General features: G+C 38.2%; 15 protein-coding genes and 1 pseudogene. 1 reads left to right on the forward strand and 15 read right to left on the reverse strand.

Going from position 1 to position 22,767, the window contains the following annotated elements:
- Positions 1–10 precede the first annotated feature (10 nt).
- The 8 genes from BN1082_RS24615 to BN1082_RS24650 form a co-directional block, all read right to left on the reverse strand.
- Positions 11–883 (reverse strand): Cof-type HAD-IIB family hydrolase, encoded by an 873-nt coding sequence (locus BN1082_RS24615; protein WP_090639546.1) that lies wholly within the window; start codon positions 881–883, stop codon positions 11–13.
- A gap of 21 nt (positions 884–904) precedes the next feature.
- On the reverse strand, positions 905–1,690 hold the full coding sequence (locus BN1082_RS24620; RefSeq protein WP_090639548.1) for a DeoR/GlpR family DNA-binding transcription regulator: 786 nt from the start codon (positions 1,688–1,690) through the stop codon (positions 905–907).
- A 17-nt stretch (positions 1,691–1,707) separates the two neighbouring features.
- Positions 1,708–2,727: an ABC transporter ATP-binding protein gene (locus tag BN1082_RS24625; protein ID WP_090639550.1), complete on the reverse strand. Its 1,020-nt coding sequence runs from the start codon at positions 2,725–2,727 to the stop codon at positions 1,708–1,710.
- A gap of 69 nt (positions 2,728–2,796) precedes the next feature.
- Positions 2,797–3,600 carry an ABC transporter permease gene (locus BN1082_RS24630; protein WP_090639553.1) on the reverse strand — a complete coding sequence of 268 codons (804 nt, stop codon included), beginning with the start codon at positions 3,598–3,600 and terminating at the stop codon, positions 2,797–2,799.
- Positions 3,597–4,451, reverse strand: coding sequence for an ABC transporter permease (locus BN1082_RS24635; RefSeq protein ID WP_090639555.1), 855 nt, complete (start codon positions 4,449–4,451; stop codon positions 3,597–3,599). The genes BN1082_RS24630 and BN1082_RS24635 overlap by 4 nt, the downstream gene beginning before the upstream one ends.
- A 350-nt stretch (positions 4,452–4,801) precedes the next feature.
- Positions 4,802–5,635, reverse strand: coding sequence for an alkaline phosphatase family protein (locus BN1082_RS24640; protein WP_090639558.1), 834 nt, complete (start codon positions 5,633–5,635; stop codon positions 4,802–4,804).
- A complete protein-coding gene (locus BN1082_RS24645; protein ID WP_090639560.1) occupies positions 5,625–6,740 on the reverse strand; it encodes an ABC transporter substrate-binding protein in 1,116 nt (371 codons plus the stop codon). Before BN1082_RS24645 ends, BN1082_RS24640 begins: the two co-directional genes overlap by 11 nt.
- A gap of 248 nt (positions 6,741–6,988) precedes the next feature.
- The gene (locus tag BN1082_RS24650; protein ID WP_090639563.1) at positions 6,989–11,266 is read right to left on the reverse strand and encodes a S8 family peptidase; all 4,278 of its coding nucleotides are present in this window, start codon (positions 11,264–11,266) and stop codon (positions 6,989–6,991) included.
- An 829-nt stretch (positions 11,267–12,095) separates the two neighbouring features.
- Here BN1082_RS24650 and BN1082_RS24655 point away from each other — a divergent pair.
- Positions 12,096–14,375: a glycoside hydrolase family 84 protein gene (locus BN1082_RS24655; protein ID WP_176699941.1), complete on the forward strand. Its 2,280-nt coding sequence runs from the start codon at positions 12,096–12,098 to the stop codon at positions 14,373–14,375.
- A gap of 498 nt (positions 14,376–14,873) precedes the next feature.
- Here BN1082_RS24655 and BN1082_RS24665 read toward each other — a convergent pair whose 3' ends face one another.
- The 7 genes and pseudogenes from BN1082_RS24665 to BN1082_RS24695 form a co-directional block, all read right to left on the reverse strand.
- Positions 14,874–15,530 (reverse strand): hypothetical protein, encoded by a 657-nt coding sequence (locus BN1082_RS24665; protein WP_090639569.1) that lies wholly within the window; start codon positions 15,528–15,530, stop codon positions 14,874–14,876.
- A gap of 132 nt (positions 15,531–15,662) precedes the next feature.
- Entirely contained in the window at positions 15,663–16,058 is a 396-nt protein-coding gene (locus BN1082_RS24670) for a MarR family winged helix-turn-helix transcriptional regulator (protein ID WP_090639571.1), read from the reverse strand.
- 263 nt (positions 16,059–16,321) lie between these two features.
- Entirely contained in the window at positions 16,322–17,521 is a 1,200-nt protein-coding gene (locus tag BN1082_RS24675; RefSeq protein ID WP_090639574.1) for an FAD-dependent oxidoreductase, read from the reverse strand.
- 460 nt (positions 17,522–17,981) lie between these two features.
- A complete protein-coding gene (lsrB, locus tag BN1082_RS24680; RefSeq protein ID WP_425412221.1) occupies positions 17,982–19,028 on the reverse strand; it encodes an autoinducer 2 ABC transporter substrate-binding protein LsrB in 1,047 nt (348 codons plus the stop codon).
- Between the two features lie 21 nt (positions 19,029–19,049).
- On the reverse strand, positions 19,050–20,054 hold the full coding sequence (locus tag BN1082_RS24685; protein WP_090639835.1) for an ABC transporter permease: 1,005 nt from the start codon (positions 20,052–20,054) through the stop codon (positions 19,050–19,052).
- 70 nt (positions 20,055–20,124) lie between these two features.
- A pseudogene (locus BN1082_RS24690) lies at positions 20,125–21,081 on the reverse strand (ABC transporter permease subunit); the annotation flags it as partial.
- Positions 21,078–22,604 (reverse strand): sugar ABC transporter ATP-binding protein, encoded by a 1,527-nt coding sequence (locus BN1082_RS24695; RefSeq protein ID WP_425412218.1) that lies wholly within the window; start codon positions 22,602–22,604, stop codon positions 21,078–21,080. The pseudogene BN1082_RS24690 and the gene BN1082_RS24695, both read right to left, overlap by 4 nt.
- Between the last annotated feature and the right edge of the window lie 163 nt (positions 22,605–22,767).

A 22,767-nucleotide genomic window follows, 5' to 3' on the forward strand; every position in this document is an offset into this window, starting at 1 on the left:
GTTATCAACATTATTTTTGAATCACGAGATTCTCAAGATATTGGTAAATAGCATGGGCTACACCATTCTCATTATTTTTAAGAGTAGTTGTAGTACAAACTTCTTTTATCTCATCCTTTGCATTACCCATTGCAACACTGTAGCCAACTTTCTTCATCATTGAAAGATCATTGTTGCTGTCACCGATTGCCATTGCCTGATCCAAGGAACGGTTCGTCAAAGAAACCAATTTTTCAAGCGCAATTCCTTTCGAAGCGTTTTTATTTGTGATTTCAATGTTATGATCAGCAGATGAAACCACCATTAACTCATCAAAGCTTTGGAATTGTCCCCATGCTTCTTTCAATTTCTTTTTATCAAATGAACAAACTAATATATTATAGAAGTCTTCCTCTTGTTTAAGGATCTCATCGTAATTATCAACTAAAACATAACCAAACTGGTCAAACTGTCTTTCCGCATCTTCAACTAATTCTTTCATTTCTTCGTCTAAATTAGTGCCTTTTAGACTCTGAATCTCGTTATGGAAATTATCCCATCTCTTTTTAACAGTATAAATGGCTCTATCTGTAAAAACTTCAAAGTAATAATCATTTTCATCTAGCCATTGGAGGATTGAGAGGACACGGTTTTTATCAATAGTAGTTGCGGCAATCCGTTTGTCATCTTTTGAGTGAATGGTTGCACCATTTGTACCGATTACATAGGTTGAAAGTCCAGCCTTTTCACAAATATTTTTAACATCAAAATATGCTCGGCCTGTCGAAATAACTACTTCAATCCCATTTTCTTGTGCATATTGAATGGCTCTAATATTTTCTTTACTTATTTCATTCTGATGGTTTAATAGTGTCCCATCAAGGTCAATTGCAATTACACTCATGTTATGTGTCTCCTTTTTCATTTACAATGCTTCTATCCATTCCGTTTCGTATATTTTCAAATCATTCTTCCATGTATCTGGAAATGGTTGATCACAGACAATCATATCTACTTTTTCTAATGGACAAATTTTACAGAATGTATCAACACCTAACTTTGAATGATCAGCTAATAGGATTATTTGCTTTGACACATCGACCATGATGCGGGACACTAATGATTCATTTAAGTGATAATTACTTACTCCGTTTTGGATTGATACACCACCTGCGGAAATGAACGCCTTATCAATATTGAATTCATTTAACATTTGCTCAGTTAGGCGGCCACTTACAGACTGCTGTTTAGGATCGATTTGTCCCCCCAGCAATAAAATCTCCCCAGTAAATTTATTTTGATTGAGTGATTCCGTTAATACGGTTGAGACTGGAATAGAGTTTGTTAGAATAGTAATGTTCTTTTTGTTTTGGATAAAATGAGCGAACTCAACAGTAGTCGTACCTACATCTATCACAATAACATCGCCATCTGAAATGAGTTCTGCTGCCTTTTTACCAATTTTGATTTTCTCTGTATGATTCACGGTAGTACGCTGTGAAAACGGTGGCTCACCAAATTGAAAAATGGTTGCAATTGCTCCACCGTAAACCTTTTTTAAGGATCCCTTCTCCTCAAGTATCGTCAAATCGCGCCGAATGGTTTCCTCTGAAATATTAAATTGTTTGGCCAAGTCAGTGACTGTTACCTTTCCTGCCCTTTTCAGTTTATTTAATATTTCATTCTTTCTTTCCTCTGGCAAAATGGACATAATATCACCTAATCAATTCAATTTTTTAGAGAAATGCATTCTTTCTTTGGTATTAGGATCTGAACGGAAGTGCCTTTGTCTAGCAATCCCCATTGATGGTGAAGAGAATCTACATAGAAAATAGTTCCATCAACTTCAACGTCGTATCTTAAAACATTTCCTGTCATAGTAATATCTTTAATAAGACCTTTAGCGGTCCATTTATCTTGTTGATCATGGATATCATTTCCCACAGGTACCAATTGTAAAACCTCTGGACGAATAGCTACATCTTGACCTTTCATTTCTGTACTATGAACTAGTTTATTAAAAACATCTATATTTATAACATTATAGTTTCCGATAAATTTTGCAACAAATGAATTGATTGGAGATACATAAATTTCTGAAGGGGATCCAGATTGAACAATATTTCCTTCATTCATAATAAAGATTTTATCAGACATCGTCATCGCTTCTTCTTGATCATGGGTAACAAAGATCGTTGTAATATCCAATTCTCTTTGTATTCGTTTTAATTCCTTTTGTAAGTTTTTTCTGATTTTTGCATCCAACGCACTTAATGGTTCATCCAAAAGTAACACTTTGGGTTCTATCACAAGTGCACGTGCAAGTGCAACCCTCTGCTGTTGTCCGCCAGACAATTGATGAGGATAGGATCCTTCCTTACCTGTTAAATCAACCATATCAATCATGTTTTGAACTTTTGATTTAATATTTTTCTCTTTTTTCATTTTAAGTCCATATGCGATGTTATCAAAAACAGTCATATTTGGGAAAAGAGCATAAGCCTGAAAAACCATTCCAACCTCACGCTGCCGTGGTGATAAGTGAGTAATGTTCTTTTGATCAACAAAGATATTTCCTACATCTACTTCTTCTAGCCCTGCAATCGAACGTAATAATGTACTTTTCCCACATCCACTTTGCCCGAGAAGGGTAGCAAATTCACCTTTTTGTAATGTTAAGGAAATATTATTTAAAACGACCTGATTATCATATTTTTTGGTCACTTGATCAATGGTTACATATGTCATTAGTTATCTCCTTCTAAAGAAGTTATTTTTCTAGAATATTGCTGCTTAACAATCGAATAACATCATTTCTTATTTAGTAGAAATGGTCTTTTTTGGATTTTTAAACGTAATTTTTAAAATTACCCATGTTAAAATCATAATAACTAAATAATACGTTATGACAATTGCACTTGAAAGATGGCCACTGCTAATCATTGTGTTAGAAAGATAAATTTGTAGAGTTTCAAACTGCCCTCCCACAAGTAGCTTAGCAAAAGAAAACTCACCAAATAAAAGAGCAACCGATAAAAGAGTAGATACTAAAATACCAGATAAAATATTGGGTAATACTACTGTTCGAAAGGCTTGAAATTTTGTTGCCCCCAGTAATTCGGCGGAGTCAACAAGTTCTACTACATTTATGGTCCGAAGACTATTGCTAATCCCCTGATACATGAATGGTAAAATCGTTACAAAATAAGCACCAATCAAAATCCACGGTGTACCGGAAATTTGAATCGGTCCATTGGAATATAACTTAATTAACCCAACAGCCCCAACGATCGAGGGAATTCCATAAGGAAGCATGGCTAATGTTTGAAGCAATCCTTCCAATTTAGGTAAATAGACATTTATTATAAAAATGGTAGGTATCATGATTACCATACTGAGCCCTACTGTCATAACAATCAGAAACAGCGTTCGTTGAAAGGCAGCAAAAAATCGTGGATCTTGAAATAATTCAATATACCATTTCATTGTCCAAGACTCTGGTAAAATGGTATGATCCCAAGTACCAGCTATGGAAAATAAAAATGTACCCAGTAGCGGAATTAACAAATAAATGATTAATAACCCTACTGCAGATTTATGAAATTTCATAGAAGACTTCATCGTAAATCTCTCCTAACTCGACGCATCATTCGCTGATTAATCCACATTGCTACGATCATAGTTGACGCTAATAGAACACCCAGGGCACTACCTAGCTGTGGATTCATTGTAACTTCACTGGAAACAAGATTCGCTATTTGCAATGATAATAGATTATAGTTGCTGCCGACTAAGGCATAGGCTGTTGCATAAGCCCCCATGGCATTTGCAAACAAAATACTGAATATACCAACAATACTAGGTAACAAGACTGGTAGTCCAATATGAATCCAAAACTTCAGTTTAGAAGCTCCTAATAACGCAGCAGCTTCTTTCCATTGATGTTTAATCCCCTGAAAGGAAGGATAAAGAAGCATAATTGCCAGTGGTATTTGAAAGTAAACGTAAACGAGAATTAATCCAGTCCAGGAATATAAATTAAAGTGGGCAAACACATTCATTCCAAGCTTGGCAAAGAGTAAAGTAAATAGCCCATTGTTTCCGAGTAAAATAATGTATGAAAATGAAAGAGGAAGTCCTTCAAAATTAGAAGTCATATTGGCAATCATTAGTAGCCGGTTTTGTGCTTTTTTTGAGAATTTTGTAAAGGAATAAGCCAAAACAACTGCCACAATGATAGAAGTTATTGCAGAAAATAATGAAATAAGAACACTGTTTTGAATTCCTTGCAAGTAAAATTTACTTTTGAATATAGTTATATATTGATCCAATGAAATTTTGATTCCATCGTCTGCATGGAAGCTATCTTTTAACATGGAAACTAACGGTCCAATTTCAAAGCCAATAACCAGAATGAAAAATGGCAGTAAAAGAGCTAATAAAAACAGCTTTTGTTTTTTTATTTTTTGCAAGATATTTCTCTCCTCATAATGTGCTAGCAATTAATTTGAATCGATTTAGCTAAATAAGCTAAATCGATTCAAACTATACATGTGAATTTTCTTCTGAAAGCACAGAAGACATGTAAGCATAGTTTACAAAGTTTAGCTCCTCAGTAGTCGAATCTATTTCATAATCTGTTAAACATGTCTGTTGATTTCCGCTCCAGTCACTCTTTCCGCGGGCGGTCCGGGGAGACTCCTCGGCGCTTTAGCGCCTGCGGGGTCTCCCCTGCCCCGTACTCCCGCAGGAGTCGAGCCTCTTCCCGCTCCAATCAACAATAAGTTTTAACATAGCTTTCATAATAGAGAATCTGTAATTTTTAAAGGACGACCGTTTCTTTTAACCCAGGGATTCGATATGCAATCATTTTTTCTGATTGTTCAATACCTAAGAGTTCACAAACGAGTGGCGCAAAAGCCAATTGTGGAACGACTTCCTCGTGAATACCAGTTTCAATTCTTGGGCTGATGATGAAAAGCGGTACGTCCCGTTCACCATTCGTAATACCACCATGATTGCCATATTCACTCATACCATGGTCAGAGGTAATTAAAATATGGTAACCAGCTTTCATCCAAATAGGTAGAAGCTGTGCTAATAAGCTGCCCATTTTTAAAATTTGCTCACGATATTCCTTAGATTCCGAACCGTAATTTTCCCCCTTTACATCCACTCCCATAGGATGAATGTAGAGAAAGTGAGGATCATACTTTCTGCGTAAAGCCTCAGCATCCATCAAAACATGACTGTCTGGATAGTCATCATCCCAATAAAACTTTCCGTATTGAATTGGCATAGACTCATTTTCCTGCTCGCGGTCTTCAATAAAATGGAATGGAGCACGATTATAAAGTTCGCTTACCCAGTAATAAGATGCCGTTGCATTTATTAAGCCATTTTCTTTCGTAAGATGAAAGAGGCTTTTCTCGCTAGAAAGTCGAACTGTTTGATTTGACGTAATTCCATTCATTGATGCAGGTGTACCTGTCAGTAAGACTTCATATAATGGGCGAGAAAGACTAGGAAGCTCCGACTTTACTTTATATAGTGCAGCTTGATTCGTTTCAACCAGGTGTTGAATAAAACCTAATGCTTCACACCCCTTATCGTATCGCATGCCATCAACAACAATCGCTATAACTTTATTTGACATTTACTACTACCTCATCTTGCCATAATTGTGGTAACGTTTTAGCTGTTTTTTCCCAAGCTTTAGGGTCTTTAATAGGTCTTGCATTTTTGTATTCCTCTTTTGGAATTAATTTGTCTTGAACATCTTGTGGAAGTTTTACATCATCACGAATTGGACGAGCATACCCTCTCGCCAAGTTAATTTGTCCTTGGTCACTAAGGATATATTCTCTAGTCGCCATTGCAGCATATGGATGTTTTGCATATTTATTAATAATGGTCGTGTAGCCACTTACTACGGAACCTTCTTTTGGAATGCATACATCAAATTGATTACGGTTGATTTGGTTAGCATAACCTAGTGCATTGAAATCCCATACAATTGCAACTGGTACCTCGCCTTTTTCAATATTAGCTGGTTTTGCATCTGTTAGACTTAGACGTCCTTGCTTGGCAAGCTTCGCAAAAAAGTTGAGCCCTGGTTGAATATTTGATTCACTACCACCGTAGGCCATTGCTGCAGCAAGCACACCCATCTGATTCTGTGCTCCGTTCAGAACATCGCCAATCGTTACTTTATAATTTCCCTTTAATATGTCATCCCAGGATTTTGGAGGGTTTTTTACCAAGTTTTTATTTGTTAAAAAGGCAATCGTTCCTTGGTATCCAACGACATAATTCCCTTTATCATCTTTCGCCCATGAAGGTACATCATTCCAATGAGACGTTTTATAAGGTAGAGTCAATCCTTTTTGTACTGCAATTGGAGCAAAAGATATCCCCACGTCACCGATATCAGCTGTTGCATTGTTTTTTTCAGCTTCAAATTTTGCAATCTCTTCGGCACTGGACAAATCAGTATCTGTATGTTTCAAATTATATTTTTTGGTGATATCACCCCATGTTTGTCCCCAATTCGCCCATGTATCAGGCATACCAGCACTATTGATTTCCCCTTCTTTTTTTGCTTTTGCTTCGATTTCTCCGACTGTTAACTTATTTGGATCACTAATGGACTGAGCAGTTGATCCTTCCTTTGTCCCACATCCAGCTAAACCTAGTAAACTTAAACCTAACACTGCAGCTTGAATTGATCTAATAGATTTCTTGCCCAATTTACGATTCATTAACGATTCCCCCGTTTGATGTTGGTTTGTTGTTGATTGTTTACTGTTTCAGTATAACTTCACATTGTAAACTCCACATTAAGCCAATGTAAAAGGTTTGTATATTAATATTAAGTGCCTTTCACTGATCACTTTTCAGTTTGAAAGAATCGGGTGTCAGGCACCAACATAAAAAAGGAGCACTGCCACATAAGGTGGAGTGCTCCTTTTGAATAATACTATTCTAAACTTTGTTTATTACTCTTTTTTTATTTCTTCTTTACATTGATATACAATTTTCCGTCTGCGGTTTTTCTTGCTTCATTTCCATAAGAATCCACAGCTTTCACCTCAATGACAGCACCTGCAGCGACCATGTCTTTTGTTGCTGTATAATAGCCGACATAATAACCTGGTGAAACCTCCATCATTGGAAGCTCTGTTACATTTGATGCTTGTAAAACTTTCGTTTGTGTAAGCGGCATATAAATGAGGAAAGTGGTTTTCAAGCCAGGCTCACTTGTAAACTCAATCTTTACACTCTCGCCTTTCTTCAATTCCTTATCCACATTTGGCTTTAGATTTGTAATCTCTGGAGCCGTGTATTTCACGTCAACTTTTAACGATTTAGTAGTTGTATTTCCTGCTTTATCTTTGGCAACAACGTTGATTTGATTGATACCTTGATCCAACATAATTCTAGCTGAATAAGTACCATTTTCAACTTTTGCTATTGTCCCATTGACAGTGACGGAATCTAAATAATCATCCTTCACTTTTCCTTTTACCATCACCGTCTCCGTATTTTGTTTACTTCCATCTGTTGGAGAATCAATCGTTATCTCTGGTGCAACATTATCAAAGGTGATTTTGACTGGTGCGGATGCATCCGTCATCCCTTGCTCTGTGGAGGCCTTCGCTGTTAATTGGTTCTCACCCTTATTAAGTTTCACATCGACAGCATAGGTGCCGTCATCCTTTGTATCACCGGAAGCAATTTCGTTCCCATTATTGAAGATGTGTACCTTTGTCGTTGGTGAAGATTCCCCTTTTACTGTTACTGTTTCAACATTGGTAAAGGTTCCATCAACAGGGGATGTGAGCGTTGGTGCTGTTACCTCATAATCAACCACGGCACGAATCATATAGTTGCCTTCTGCTTTCGGAGATTGTGTCCATGCACCACTAACCAACTGCCAGCTTCGACCCGCATTTGGTCCATTTTCATCTGTTGCCAAACCTGGAACATTTGGACTGGCTGCAGTTTGGATGTAGACCATATAGAAATCGCCTTCAACAATGATTCCTTGACTGCTTAAATCTACTTGAGTCCATTGACCATTACGAAGGGCTGTAGCATCAAACGGACCGGCCAGCTTTTTACCTGGTGCTCCGTTCGGGCCAGAAGCATCATATACTGCTACTTTAAAGGCAGTACCCCCTGGAACTGGCCACTCTGTATTCCAGAATCGGAACAAGCCGCTTCTAACCAATGCTTTTTTGTTCCCTTTTGCTAAGGACATTTTTACAGCCCAGCCATTTCCAGCATCGTAAAATGCACGTGCATTTTCTGCTGTTCCATCGTCATAGCCAATTTCACCTGGATAACCAATGAAAGGCTTAATATCAAAATTTTTCTCGATATTTCCTTTCAATTTAATTGTAGCTTCTTGACTGTAATAATGTGGTGCAATGACCTTCAGCGTATAGTCCCCTTCATAGGCAGTGATGTTAAAATGCCCATTTGCATCCGTTTGGACAGGCTGAACTGCAGCATCTTCCATAACATATACAGTAGCTCCTGCAACAGGCTCTCCCGTTGCTTGATTCTTAATGGTACCTGATACTGTACCCTTCGCTAATTCCTGAAGAGTAAAGTTTGCTGATGTTTCACGATCTTGTTCAATCTTGACTGTTTTGGTTTGGGATTGATACCCATATGCTTCAGCGATAGCTGTAAATGTTCCTGTCGCATGTGTCAACTCGAAACTGCCGTTTGCAGGATCGGTATTTACGGAGCGGCCGGATTCTAAAACCGTTACTTTCGCATTCATTGGTAAAAGCATTGGCGCTGCATTTTCAGTGGCTGCTTCTTTTTTCACCTCAGGCATCATGAGCGTGAATTGATCCGGATTTACCTTTTCTTTTTTAAGAGAATCGGCTGTAGGCTCTTCCTTACCCAATTCTACTGTTTGAGGTGTTGCTAGTGGTGAATTCGAGAGTTTCACATCATCTATATACCATCCTTGCTTTGTGACGCTGCCATCTGTTTTCAGATTGAAGGCAACATAAATTCTCTGACCTGCATATTCACTTAAATCCACTTCACCGTCAACCCAGCCATTTGACACATTGTTAACGCGAAGTTTTTGAACCCAGTTAATACCATCTGTTGAAACATATACAAGCCCAAAATCATAGTTTCTTTCTAATTCATACCACTGCTTAAATTGAAGGTAGCTGTTTCCTGCTGGTAAATCTATCGGCGGCATTTGTAGTGAACAGTTTGCATTATTCGCGTAGTTTCCACTTAGATTTGTCGCATATACTTTTTCACCAGAGAAGGCATTGTTAGGACCACTCGTCGGCTTACCCCACTGCCATGAATCATTGGCGCCGTATGAAGTCCAACCGTCACGATTATTTTCAAAGTTTTGCTCATAACCAACTGTAATTCCTGGAAGAACCGTTAATGTATGTTCACTTACAGTTTCGTTTCCACCGAAATCAACTGCTTTCCATTTGTAAACGAGAGATGTACCTGTAATTGCTTCACCAGGAATTGTCACTCGGTATGTTCCATTTTTATAATCACCGCTAACTCTTTGTGCTTTAATAGTTTCCCAAGAGCCATCATTCTTTTGATATTGTAGTGTTACATCTGTTACACTGATATTGTCGGCAGCTGAAGCTTCTAACGTTAAAGGCATTCTTGAATAAACCATGGCAGGTTGGGAATGCGTTAACACCGGTGCTTCACTGTCGTCTCCATTTTTTGTGACTTGGCCTTTCAGTTTCCCTAGGCCTGAGATAACAGAAGATACAGCATCGTATACATTCAATAAGCCTGATCCATACCCGTTATTTGGTGATGTTGGATATTTGCTATCTGTTAAAGGGATGGCAGTTGTTTGTAAAATTCTTTCAAGATCATTGACAGTTAAACTTGAATTTGCTTGTTTGAGCAAGGCAATTGCTGCTGAAACGTGTGGACCTGCCATCGAAGTACCATTCCATCCGCCTTCATAGCCTCCTCCAGGCACAGAAGAACGAATATTCACACCAGGTGCAGCAATTTCAGGCTTGATTTCCCCATATGGAGACGGTCCAAGTAATGAAAAGCCGCCAAGTTTGTTGTTGATATCGGTAGCTCCAGTCGCAAAAGATTCTGGGTAGTTAGCAGGATTAGCTACAGATCCAGGACCACCAGGATTACTTAAGTTTGTATTTCCAGCAGAGAATTCTGGGAAGATATCTGCTGCTCTCCATGCCTGAACCATTGGGCGGAACCACTCATCAAGCCCAGGACCACCACCCCATGAATTATTAATTACATCAGGTGCCATATCAGGGTTTCCACCAGGAGCCATCATCCATTCACCGGCGGATAATATATCTGCGTCTGTTCCACCATTTGCAGTGAATGCCTTTGCAGAGATAAATTTCGCACCAGGTGCAACACCGACTGCATTAGATCCATTTGACTCAGATCCTACCATTGTCCCGGTAGTATGTGTACCATGTCCTTGATCATCATATGGGGTAGTTCGCCTTAATACTGCGTCAAACCAACTATACGTATTATCTACTTGCCCTGTTGTCTTATTATAGCCGCGATATTTTTCTTTTAAGGCAGGATGATCCCATTGAACCCCAGTATCAATAGATCCAATCACAACTCCGCTGCCATCAATCCCCATTGCCCATACCGCTGGCGCTCCTACCCGATCAACATTCCATTCAATCGCTGTTGGAGCAGAAGCTGGTTCTTGAACCGCGGTTCCTGATTTTTCTGGAACGAACAATTGTCTTGTTTCGTTCGGAAGAATTTTTTCAACCTCTTGGAATGCTGCTGCCTTTTCCATTACTTCTTTTGTCGCAGTTACCGCAATGCCATTAACGATATAGTAGGAGCGAATATCCTTTGCCGCTCCAGCTTTTTCTTGTTCCTGTAGAAAAGCTAGCAATTCAGACTGTGTTTCTTTTGCAGTTGCTTTTAACTCTGAAACGATGGAAGAACGCTTCATTGATTTGGTTTTTGCAGGCGTTGCCTTCTGCAGTGTAGCTTTTTCTACTGCAGCTTTGGCGACATTTGCCGCATCAACCTGTTCTTTCATTTTGATGAGGAAGGTTACCTGATTATCTTTTTCAAACTGTTTGTATAACGAACTCTTTACTTTTTCCTTCGGTGTTGCCATAGAATCCTTAGCAGACACACTTACACCATTTGTTGATGCGTTCACTTTCATTTGTGGCTGCATAAGCATCGGTAAAATTAGAAAGATTGTGAGTAGAATCGATACCTTTCGGCGATCCTTTTTTTTCATCCTCTTCCCCCCAAAGTATTTTATTTAATCAATAAATCTACTATCCTCCTTTCCTCGCACACTATTATGTAAAAACTAGGTGCTACTTTAAAAATATCCGTTTAAAGCTTGGATTTGTGTCGAATGATGGCGAAGAAATTCAAATATTCAGAAAATGGTAGTTTGGTTGCTGTTGGAAAAATTGGGAATTTGGTACAAACGGATGTGGTCATTACTTGTCACAGTTAAAAAATATATCTTTGTACCTATTTTCTAGGTAATATTACGGGGTTTATTTCCGTTTTTTTCTAAAAATAATTCATAAATCCTAGTTCAAATAGATAAATATAGTTAAATTTTAACATCCCTAAATTTGATGGGATTATTTTCCTAACTTTCACAAGGTTTAAAGACTCATTCTCAAAAAAGAGCAACCGTATTTTATCCTTTACCCCTAATTATTAAAAAAAATGTCGAAAACTTCCTTCTAATAGTCTATACAAGTATTGGTAAATTAGGTATTAATACACTCCAAGTCATAACCAATAATAGATATAATATTAGAAGAATAATAACAGATGTGGTTAATACTTCTAAATAATGTCATGTTACTGATTCGATCAGGCAGGGCGACACATTCGAAAGGGTCATTCCCCTTTGGTTCGTGTTTCCCTGCCTTTTTTGCCTTTATGGTTGAACAAGCTTATGCTTTTTCAATATCTAGAATGAAATGGAGAAGGAGGGAGCGTATAAAACTATGTAATTATGTCTATGCAATATGTACTTGAGCAAAAAGGAAAACAAAAATTGGGAAGAAGAGGTGGAGAGGTTGAGAAAGATATTTTTTAAGGTGATTATCTTAGTATTTTTGGTAACCGGAATACTCGTTCCGCTAGATTCACAAAAAATAAGTGCAAAAGATAACAATGAAAAATACGAATTTACAATATCCCCCACTCCAAAAATAATGAAAAAAAATGGGGACGGATTCCCACTTAATCCAAAAGTTGGATTAATCACTGAAAATGGAACGGATGACAAAGCCATTAATGAAGTAAAAGCTACTTTAAAAAAAGCTGGTGTTAAAACAATCGTTGAGAGTGACATTAAAGACCCTGTACTTAATCCCCCAGTCATCATTTGGCTCGGAGAATTTAAAGAACAAGATGCGGTAAATACAATTAAGAAAAACGTTGGCATTGAGAATTTGGATATAAACAATAATGAAGGATACATTGTCTATTCAGGTAAAGGGAAAGAAAATAAAAACCATATTGTGATTGCTGGGAAAGATGGTGCAGGTACATTTTATGGTACCAAAACATTCAAACAAATGATTGTTGAACGACAAGGGACAGATTGGATTCCAGCAGTAGAAATCAATGACTGGCCAACAATGCCAATTAGAGGAGCAATTGAAGGCTTTTACGGCGAGCCGTGGTCACACGAGAATCGCTTAAGTCAATTGGAGTTTTACGGTGAGCATAAGATGAATACCTATATTTATGCACCAAAAGATGATCCTTACCACCGTGAAAAGTGGCGCGATCCATATCCTCAGGAGAAAATAAACGAAATTGCTCAGCTTGTTAACACCGCAGAGAAAAACCACATAAATTTCACCTTCGCAATATCACCAGGAAATACGATTACTTACTCGAGCGATAACGATTTACAGGCATTAATAAATAAAGCCCAGGCAATGTGGGATGTCGGAGTTAGGTCATTTGCTCTATACCTTGATGATATTGACCCAAGTCTACATTCCCCCCAAGATCGTGCAATGTTTGGCAAAGATGTAAATCCGCCTGCAGCCGCTCAAGCCTATTTGTTAAATCGGTTTAATGAGCAATTCATCAAAAAGCATAATGGTGCAGAGCGATTAATTACAGTACCGACAGAATATTATCAAGCGAATACTTCCCCCTACCGAAAAAGATTTGCCGAATTGGTCCATTCAGATATTATCGTGCAATGGACAGGAATTGGGGTGGTAGCTCCCACGATTACTTCTAAAGATGCTGATAAGATTCATGGTATTTTCAACCACGATTTGTTAATTTGGGATAACTATCCCGTTAATGACTATGATCGAAATCGTTTATTCCTTGCGCCATTAGTCGGAAGAGATGCAGACCTAACACCTAAACATGGCGTCATTGGTATAACAGCGAATCCGATGAACGAAGCTGAGGCTTCAAAGATTCCTCTGTTTACTGTTGCTGATTATACATGGAACCCGGAAGCCTATGATCCAAATGACTCATTCCAAAGGAGTTTAAAGGAATTTGCCGGAGACGCAGCTGAGCTATTAAAAGTCTTTGTAGAATCTTCCTATTCTTCAAGTCTTAATAACAACAAAGAACCATTTTCGGAGAAATTAAAACCGCTTATGGAGCAGTTTTGGACTGCATATAAGTCCAAAACCCCAAATGCAGCAACAGATGATCTTTTAAAAGAATTTAGTATATTGAAAAACACACCATCCGAACTACGTAAAACGTTGGATAATAAGAACTTTCTTAAAGAAGTCGATCCATATTTAACTAAAATGGAGCTATATGGACTAGCTGGCGAAGCTGCAACCAATATGTTAGTAGCAGAACAGGAAAACAACACTCAAACAGCAGTGGAGCAAAGAACGTTACTCCTAAACTATATAAAAGAAATAAACAATATCCCGCAAAAACTAAGCTTGGGTGTCCTCTCTTCGTTCTTTGATCGAGCAATTAATGGATTGAATTTAGCAGAAGGAAAAACAGCCACCGCTTCTTCTTCAGAGGTCAGTTGGCTTACGCCTGACTTAGCAGTTGATGGAAACAATAATACAAGATGGGCTTCCCTTTACACGGATAACGAATGGATTAGTGTCGACCTTGGACAGCTTTACACTATTAATAAAGTAGTTTTAAACTGGGAATCAGCCTATGGGAAACAATACAAAATCCAAGTATCCCAGGATGGCAGCCACTGGACCGATGTCTATACCGAATTAAACGGAAATGGCGGAATGGATGAAATCGATTTTAATTCAATTGAAGCAAGATATGTAAAAATGCAAGGATTGAAACGAGCAACGAACTGGGGCTACTCTTTATACGAATTTAAAGTGTTTGGACCTCGGAACTAAAAACAAGATTCTAAAAACAAGTAGATTTACTCACTTATTGCCCAAGATGAAAATGAATATTCATCTTGGGTTTTTCTGATCACTTTTGTTGAAAAAAATCAATTTTTATTACAATTACAAGCTTTTAATTAAAAGTCTATATAATCACTATGAAATTATGCTAAATCCAATTCCATATTAGGTGGGTCCCTCTTTTTTTCTTGATTGCTCCAAATTGTTAACACTGCATCTTAAAAACAAATCTTGAAAGGGCTTTAATCAAACGTTTTACGTATCTGGAGCAAAAAAAGAGCAGTAAAGAAACGATTAGTGAAAATGGCAAACTAAGCATGGTGGGAACAGGGATGTTGTACCAAAAATTGATTTTAATAGATTCAAACCCAATCGTTCGCAAGAAACCTGCCAAAAATGAAAGTATTGCACTTCCAATAATACCCACGTACAAAACAAATAAGACAGGAAAACTAAGAAAATAGAAGAATTTTTTCAAGATAATCATCAAATATCTTCTCCAATCTTTATGATATGTTGAACTGTAGACACCGGATCAATCGTGTAATTTTTTGTATAACGGAGCGTATGAATGCTGCAGCTAGGGCCTATAAACACTTCATCTCCCTCTACCTCATTGGCTTCAGTATAAGAAAGTGAAAGTGTTTTCCCCACGATCCTTTCACATTTAAGTTTCTTCTTAAGTAACGAAAAAGTTCCCCTTGCACGCTCAACAATAATTTTATCTGCTATCAGCTTCTGAATACTGCTATTCGCTGATAAACAACAATGAAATTCCTTTGCCATTATTTCTCTCCCGCTAAGAGCTCCATTTACAGTCAAACACTCTGATTCTAGTTTCTGTACCACTTTCAAGTAACCTGAGCTTTCCACATTAATAACCCTACCAGCTTTTAATTGTAAATGTCCCATATTTTTTACATTTTGGATTTCGCAAGTATCTTTAATAAAACAAACCCCTTTATTATCCAATTGATCCGCAATAACTATTCCGTGGAAAGAAGCTTGACCAAAAACCGCCACTCGCTGAACTTGAACATCTTGCTTAAAAGTTACAGCCCCGAGAACATGAAGCGTCTCACAATCCGCTTTTATGCCTTTTACCTTAGCTCTCGTAACTGTCCATATTTTACCTTCCTTCACTTTCAACCCCACCTTATTTTAATTATTATATATTTTAACAATTAAAATATTTAATAATTAAAATATATTTCTTTCCTTATTTTTTGTCAACATAAAAATAAGCAAAAAAAAAGACTTCATTTTCATGAAATCTTAAAAAATACTACTCATTAATTGATTCACTTCGCTTAATGTCTTCGCCATTCCCACTAACTTTTCTTGCGGAAACTTCAAAAACAGTTCGTTCACCTTTTTGTCGCCGTGATCGGTTAATACCATATGCACGACCCGTCGATCCGCGCTTTCTCTGACACGTTGAACCAACCCAAGTTTCTCCAATTTATCACACATTGAGGTAACCGCACCAGGAGTCACCTGGAAAAACTCAGCAATTTCAGTCGCCTTCATCCCTCGATTCAACTTTAACTGCAGTAACAGAACAAGTTGATTTTGCGAAAACGGCTCACCTGCAGAAATTAGCTCAATAAATAGTTTTGACTTTTGCTGAATCTCTAGCATCTCACGCAAAATCATTTCCACATTCTTCATTTGATTTTCATATATCCCCAAACCAATCACTGCCTATTTAATTATTTACTTCTTAAAATATATAGTTAGTTAAATATAATGTCAAATGACCTTCTTTTTGCCCTTAAATTTCTCTTTGACTAAAATTAAAAGCCTTATTAATACAAAATTGTTTCCGGATAGTAAATAACAATCTATGGGGTTAAGGAAATTGTGACAAATACGTAAAATAGTTGGTGAAGTGTCATGAAAGCAGAAGCTTTCAACACTTACTATAATTGAACTTATGGTGAAACTTTTGTATTCCAATCCACTCGATACGAGTACATCCAATCTGAAGCTTCTGGGTTCGCAAAGCGCTTAAGAAAAATTGGTGTCGTTACATCCCGAAACCACTGTATGAAAGGGTTAATTACATATTTGCCTGAATCACTTCGTTCCCCGACCTCATACATTTTTACAGTACGTTCCCTACGAATATGTTCATAGGTAGTGAAGGCCTTTTCCACATTAGGAATGTCCCTAAGACACTTAGCCAAGACGATGGCATCCTCTAAAGCCATGGAAGCCCCTTGACCTGAACTAGGTGAGATTGCATGAGCCGCGTCCCCCATTAATGCGATTGGACCTTTGTGCCAACTTGAGGGCTGCTTTGATAACGCATAGGCAGAAAAATAAGGGAATGTTGTCTCTGCTGACGTAATTATCTCTCGGATGAATGGTTGATCGTCTCGGAAAAGCTCAAGCAAATCATGCCTCCTCTGTTCCTCGGTAATCCCATCAAACGAACCCCGTACAGGCTCCTCCTTTTTTGGCCAATTCACAAACCAGTAGATGTAGCCGGTCGAGCTCACATGATAACCAAAAAAGGCGCGCTTGCAAAATATAAACTGTGTGGTTTCAGGTGGTGCACTTATTGCCAAGCCAGATGTATAGCCGCCACTGTTGATTAAACCAGTATAATCTGCTCCTGGAAAGCTGGGATCTATAATTTGTCGAGTTCGGGAGTGAATGCCATCACTGCCAATTAGGTAATCGCCGCTTACCCATGTGCTATCTTGAAACATCGCAATAACTTCTCCCTTGCCAATCACCTCGATGTCATAAAGCTTCTTTCCGCGAAAAATCTTAATACCCTGGCGCTCCGCTTCATCGGCAATGATAGCGCCGAGAGGGACACGTTTGATAAATACACTCTTTTGACCCCCCCAAGCCAATTCTCCTCCGCCGAGCGATTTCCCTTTCCCGTTGGACATTTCCCATTTGCTTACTGGGGACCCTTGTGCGAAAACCTCCTGATCAAGACCTAGCTCCTTTAGTACAGCTACACCATTACATGATAAGGACAACGAGTATCCATCCGATTCGGAACGGGCCTCATAAATCTCCGCTTCTATGCCTGCACGTTTCAAAAACAATGCGAGCGCAGGGCCAGCGATTCCACATCCAATGATTAAAACTTTTTTATGAGATGTCATTTTCATATTCAGTTTCCTCCCACCCAGTCATTTACTTTCTTTATTTCCTTCAAAAATATCACTTTTATCTAATCATTCTTTTAGTAGTTTATTAATGTAATGGAAGGAAAAATCCTTTAAAAATAAAAAACAATATCGCTTTCTTATTCAGCTTTCCTTTTGTTTAAAAGAAATCAATAAAAGGAGTTTCTTTTTTCAGATGGTTCAACTTTATATACGGGATGTGGCTTTTTATGTTCTTTAACAAATTTTTAAGGTGTATCTACAAATTCTGAGCTGTTATCTACAAAATTAAGAACTTTATCTCCAAACTCTAAGGAGATATATACAATTTTAAGAGCTTTATCTACAAATATTGTGATTATTTGGCAACAGAAGCCGCTACTCAAAATTTAATCTAAAAAAGGAACTATGTACTAAATAAACAAAAGAAAGCTGCCAATGTAGGCAGCTTTCTAGGTTCTATTTAAAAATTGTAATTATCAATATTATCTTTCGTAAAGACTACACGTTCCGGGAGCAGGATGATTCCGCTGTGAGCATCGGTATAATCATAACCTTGAATCGTGTTAGGCTCGATTTTAACGTGACCGACATTAGGGACATCAAATTCATCGCCTACTTTTAAGTCTTGATTCTTAACAGTCAACAGATAGGCTACATAAGCAGCTAGAGCTCCTTGCTTCTTCACATCCCAAAGGCCAAATTGCTTTACGGTACCGCGTTTTACAAAATCTCTCATTACATTTGGGGTGGAGAAACCTGTAATGGCAATTTTACCTGATGCACCGAGGTTTTCAGCTGCTTGAGCCATTGCAGGCAAAGCAGTGGCGTCTGGACATATGACGGCATTAATATCTGGGTAAGTCTTAATAATATTTTCACCAACTGTTAATGATTTTTGAGCATCATTTTCCCCAAATTGAGTAGTTACAATTTCCCAACCTGGATGATCTTTTTTAATAATATCTTTAGCCTCTTTCACCCATTGGTTTTGATCCGTAACGGTTGGGCTGGAATAGAAGAATGCGACCTTTGCTTTATCGCCGATTTGTTTTGCAGTCATATCTACCAAGAGACCTCCTAATTGTTTTGGAGTTCCTTGGTTAATATAAAAGGAGCGGTGCTCAGGGTTTACGTCTGAATCCCAAGTCAGGATCTTAACACCACGCTTTTTGGCACGGTCTAAAGCTTGGTTTAAACCGTCTACTGATGTGGATGAAACCATAATCGCTTTATAGCCTTGGTTAACAAAATTATTAATGTATTTAACCTGCCCAGCGACGGATGCCTCTGTTGGTCCATCATAGGTCAAAGAGACTCCAATCTTTTGGGCCATTTCCTTCGCACCTTCCCCTCCAGATGTAAAAAAGCCGACACCAGTGAGCTTTGGAATAAATGCTAATTTAACATCCTCTTTCTTTGTTTGTCCGCCGCTAGATGTCTTATTCCCGTTGCTGCTACATGCTGCTAGCAGAAAAAAAGCTGAAATGATAGCAATAAACGACTTCATGTATATCGATTTTTTCATTTGCTACACTCCTTTTTTATGGCTAACAACAGCCTTTTTGTTTATGAACCTTTTTAACAATTGGAGTTCACTCCAATTGACTATACGGAGTAAAACAGCAACAATTAATAAAAATCCGATAACCACACTTGTTTCTTGACTGGTCATACTCATCATCTGTAATCCATACTGCATCATCCCAATTACCACGCTCGCAATACCTGTCCCAACAACCGTACCCTTTCCCCCGTTAATACTCGTTCCTCCTAAGACCACTGCGGTTATGACGGGCAAAACTGCCTCTGTCCCCAGTTCAGATCTTGCAGAACTGAAGTAAGATGTTAAGATTACACCACTCATACCACCTCCTAAGCCTGCTATGATGTACGACCAAATGAGGATTGATTTCGTTCGAATACCACTGTAGTGGGCCGCTTTTATATTAATGCCTATTAAAAAAACCTGTCTGCCAAAGCGTGTCAAATGTAAAATCAAAGCAAAAACCAACATAAAAATCAACAGGACCCATATTTGGTTAGCTATGCCGAGTGTTTCTCCATTTGCCAATTGTACAAATAGATCAGGAAAACCGCTGATTCCTTCATATCCAGATGCACTGTTTCCACCCGAGAGCACTAAAGCTATCCCGGAGAAAAGAAACATGGTGCCCAATGTTACAACAAGCGGCTGTACTCGACTATTCGCGATTATTACGCCGTTAACCGCACCAGCACAACCGCTGATCACCAAGGAAAATAAAACAGCAAGCCAGATTTCAGTTCCACCCTTCCAAAGAACACCTATCGATATCGATGTTAAGCCAATAATAGACCCAATCGATACATCAATCCCCCCAGTGATAATCACATACGTCATCGGAATCGCTGCCAGTCCAATATAGACATAATCATTCATGCTATATAGCAGATTAGTAATATTTAAAAAATCAGGATTCAGCAGTCCAAAAAAAATGATTTCCAGAATTAAAAAAATAACAAGAGCACTCTCCCACCTAATAAGTAGCTTCATCAGGTTTATCATCCTGTACGCCACCTCTCTTAGAAACTACATCCTTCTTTGTAAAATCTTTCTTTCTTCTATTAAATTGCTTAATTTTTAAATACATTTGGAACTTAGAATCACTAATCACGATGAGAAGTAATAAAAATCCAGAAATCGCATTATTCCAATAGGCGGGGATCTTCAAATAAATTAATGAGCTATTAATGGCAGTCAGGAAAATAGCACCTAACCCTGCTCCAAACACAGTACCAAGACCGCCGTTTAAACTAACGCCACCTAATACTGCAGCAGCAAGGACCTGAAGCTCCATTCCATTTCCAGTTTGATTGGGAACAAATCCGATATTCATTACAAAAATAATTCCCGCAACTGAGGCGGCTAATCCAGAAAGGATAAAAGCAAGAACTCTAATCTTTGCAACGGGGATTCCAATCAGCCTGGCCCCATCGGCATTATCGCCAACAGCGTAAAAATAACGACCAACCCTGGTTAGTTTTAGAACCAAGAAGGCTGCAATCAGGATTAGAATCCCTGTCCAGACAGGCAGCGGGATACCTATAAATTCTGCCCCGGAAAGCTTTTTAAAATAATTAGGAATATCTTCAATCCATTTACCGCCTGTTAAAATAATCATTATGCCCCTTAAAATACCTAATGTTCCTAACGTCATTATGATTGCGGGAATTCTAAGATAAGCAACACCAAGCCCATTAAACAGGCCCGCAGCCATTCCAAGAATCAGAACAATAAGGATGGCCAGCCAGCCTGAAAATCCGCTTGTTAACAGCAAGCCGCAAACAGCCGCTGATAACCCCATCGTTGACCCAATCGAAACATCAATTTCTGAAGTAAGCAGAACAAACGACTGTCCAACCGCTAATATAAGTAATATAATGCTGCTATTTACGAGAAGGAGCATACCGTTTCCGCTAATAAATTTGCTATTGACGGAGCCCACGATACCAATAAAGACCACTATGAGGATCACAATTGAAACTTCTCTTGCCCTCATCATCCTTGATAAGAGATTCATAGAGATTTCCACTCCTTTTTAATCCCGAGTGCAGCCGAAGTAATCGTATTAACCGTAATATCTTTTTTTTCGATTAAAGAGATCATGCGGCCTTCATGCATCACAAGGACACGGTCACTTAATTGAACAATTTCTTCTGTATCTGAAGAAATAAGGACAACGGCCAAACCACGTTTTTTTAAATCAGAGATAATTTTATATATATCGCTTCGAGCACTAGCATCAATACCACGAGTCGGTTCATCTAAAATAATTACTTTAGGACCTGTTTCGAGATACTTCGATAGAACAATCTTTTGTTGGTTGCCACCTGATAGATTACTTAGCAGTTGGTTTTCTCCTGTTGTGATGACATTCAGTTTCTTTATGGCATTAGTTGAGATTTCTTTTTCTTTTTTTAATGGGAGGAAAAGCTGTTTGAATTTTGGTAGGATGGTTGATGTGATGTTAATTTTAATTGAGGCATTGGAGAAAATCCCATGTTGGTGCCGGTCCTCAGGGACATAAACCAGACCACGAAGAATTCTTTCACGTAAGGAGAGGTTCTTAATACTTTCTTGCTGAAGAATAACATCTCCCGATTCCCAAGGCTCCAGACCAAAGATGGAGGAAGCAAGTTCAGTACGACCTGCGCCAACCACGCCGGCGATACCAAAGATTTCACCTGGGAAAAGGTCAAAGGAAATATGCTGAAAACGATTTCCAGATAAATTTTTCACCGAGAGAATCGGCTCAATTCCTTTCTGACTATCTTCAATTTGGTAATGAGTTCGATTTATTCCTGAAGGGTCAATTTCGTCTTTTCTGCTTTGGTCCAGTATTAAGCCTTCTACTAATTTTTCATAGGTAAAATCGCTGACTTTCCCCGTTGCAGAGATAACACCATCTCTTAGAACGGCTACAGAGTCTGCAAGTTCGAATATTTCAGTTAGGCGGTGTGTAATATAAAACACGCCTATTCCTTCTTTGGTTAATTTTTTGATCGTAGCAAATAAGGATTCAATTTCACTAAAAGTTAAAGTTGATGTTGGTTCATCCAAGATCAAAATCTTCGCATTTCGGACTAAACCTCTAAGTAATTCAACAAGTTGCTGCTCTGCAATAGACAAGCTCGAGCCCTTGCGGTTTAAATCCAAATTCCAGCCCAGAGATGAAAGGTAATACTTAATCCGATTCTCACACTCAGCTTTATTTTCATGCAGTCCAATGGTAACGTTTTCAAAAATATTCATGTTTGGAAAAATCAATGGTTCTTGGGGAACCAAATAGATTCCATATCTATGGGCATCAGCCGGTTGATGAAATGTTACTTGTTTTCCTTCCACTAATAATTGCCCCTGGTCAGGCCGAAATAGACCGGTAAGAATTTTCATTAACGTAGATTTTCCAGCACCGTTTCCTCCGACAAGTGCAAAAACCTCCCCTTTATGAAGTGTTAATTCAACACCTTTTAAAACAGAGGTTCCTGCAAACTGCTTATAAATTTGCCTAATATGAACGAGCTCAGAGTCCAAGTTGTTCACCAGCCCTCCTTATCTTGCTTGTTTTATATATAATTTGACTGAACATTTTTTATTACTATTAACTTTTGTTTAGAAAAAAATTTATCTTCAAAACAATTATAATCTGAAAATATTTACATACCTTTTAATTATATCAAGGGATTTATTTCACGTTTACTGACTT

The organism is Neobacillus massiliamazoniensis, assembly GCF_001048695.1.
Classification (GTDB): Bacteria; Bacillota; Bacilli; order Bacillales; family Cytobacillaceae; genus Neobacillus; species Neobacillus massiliamazoniensis.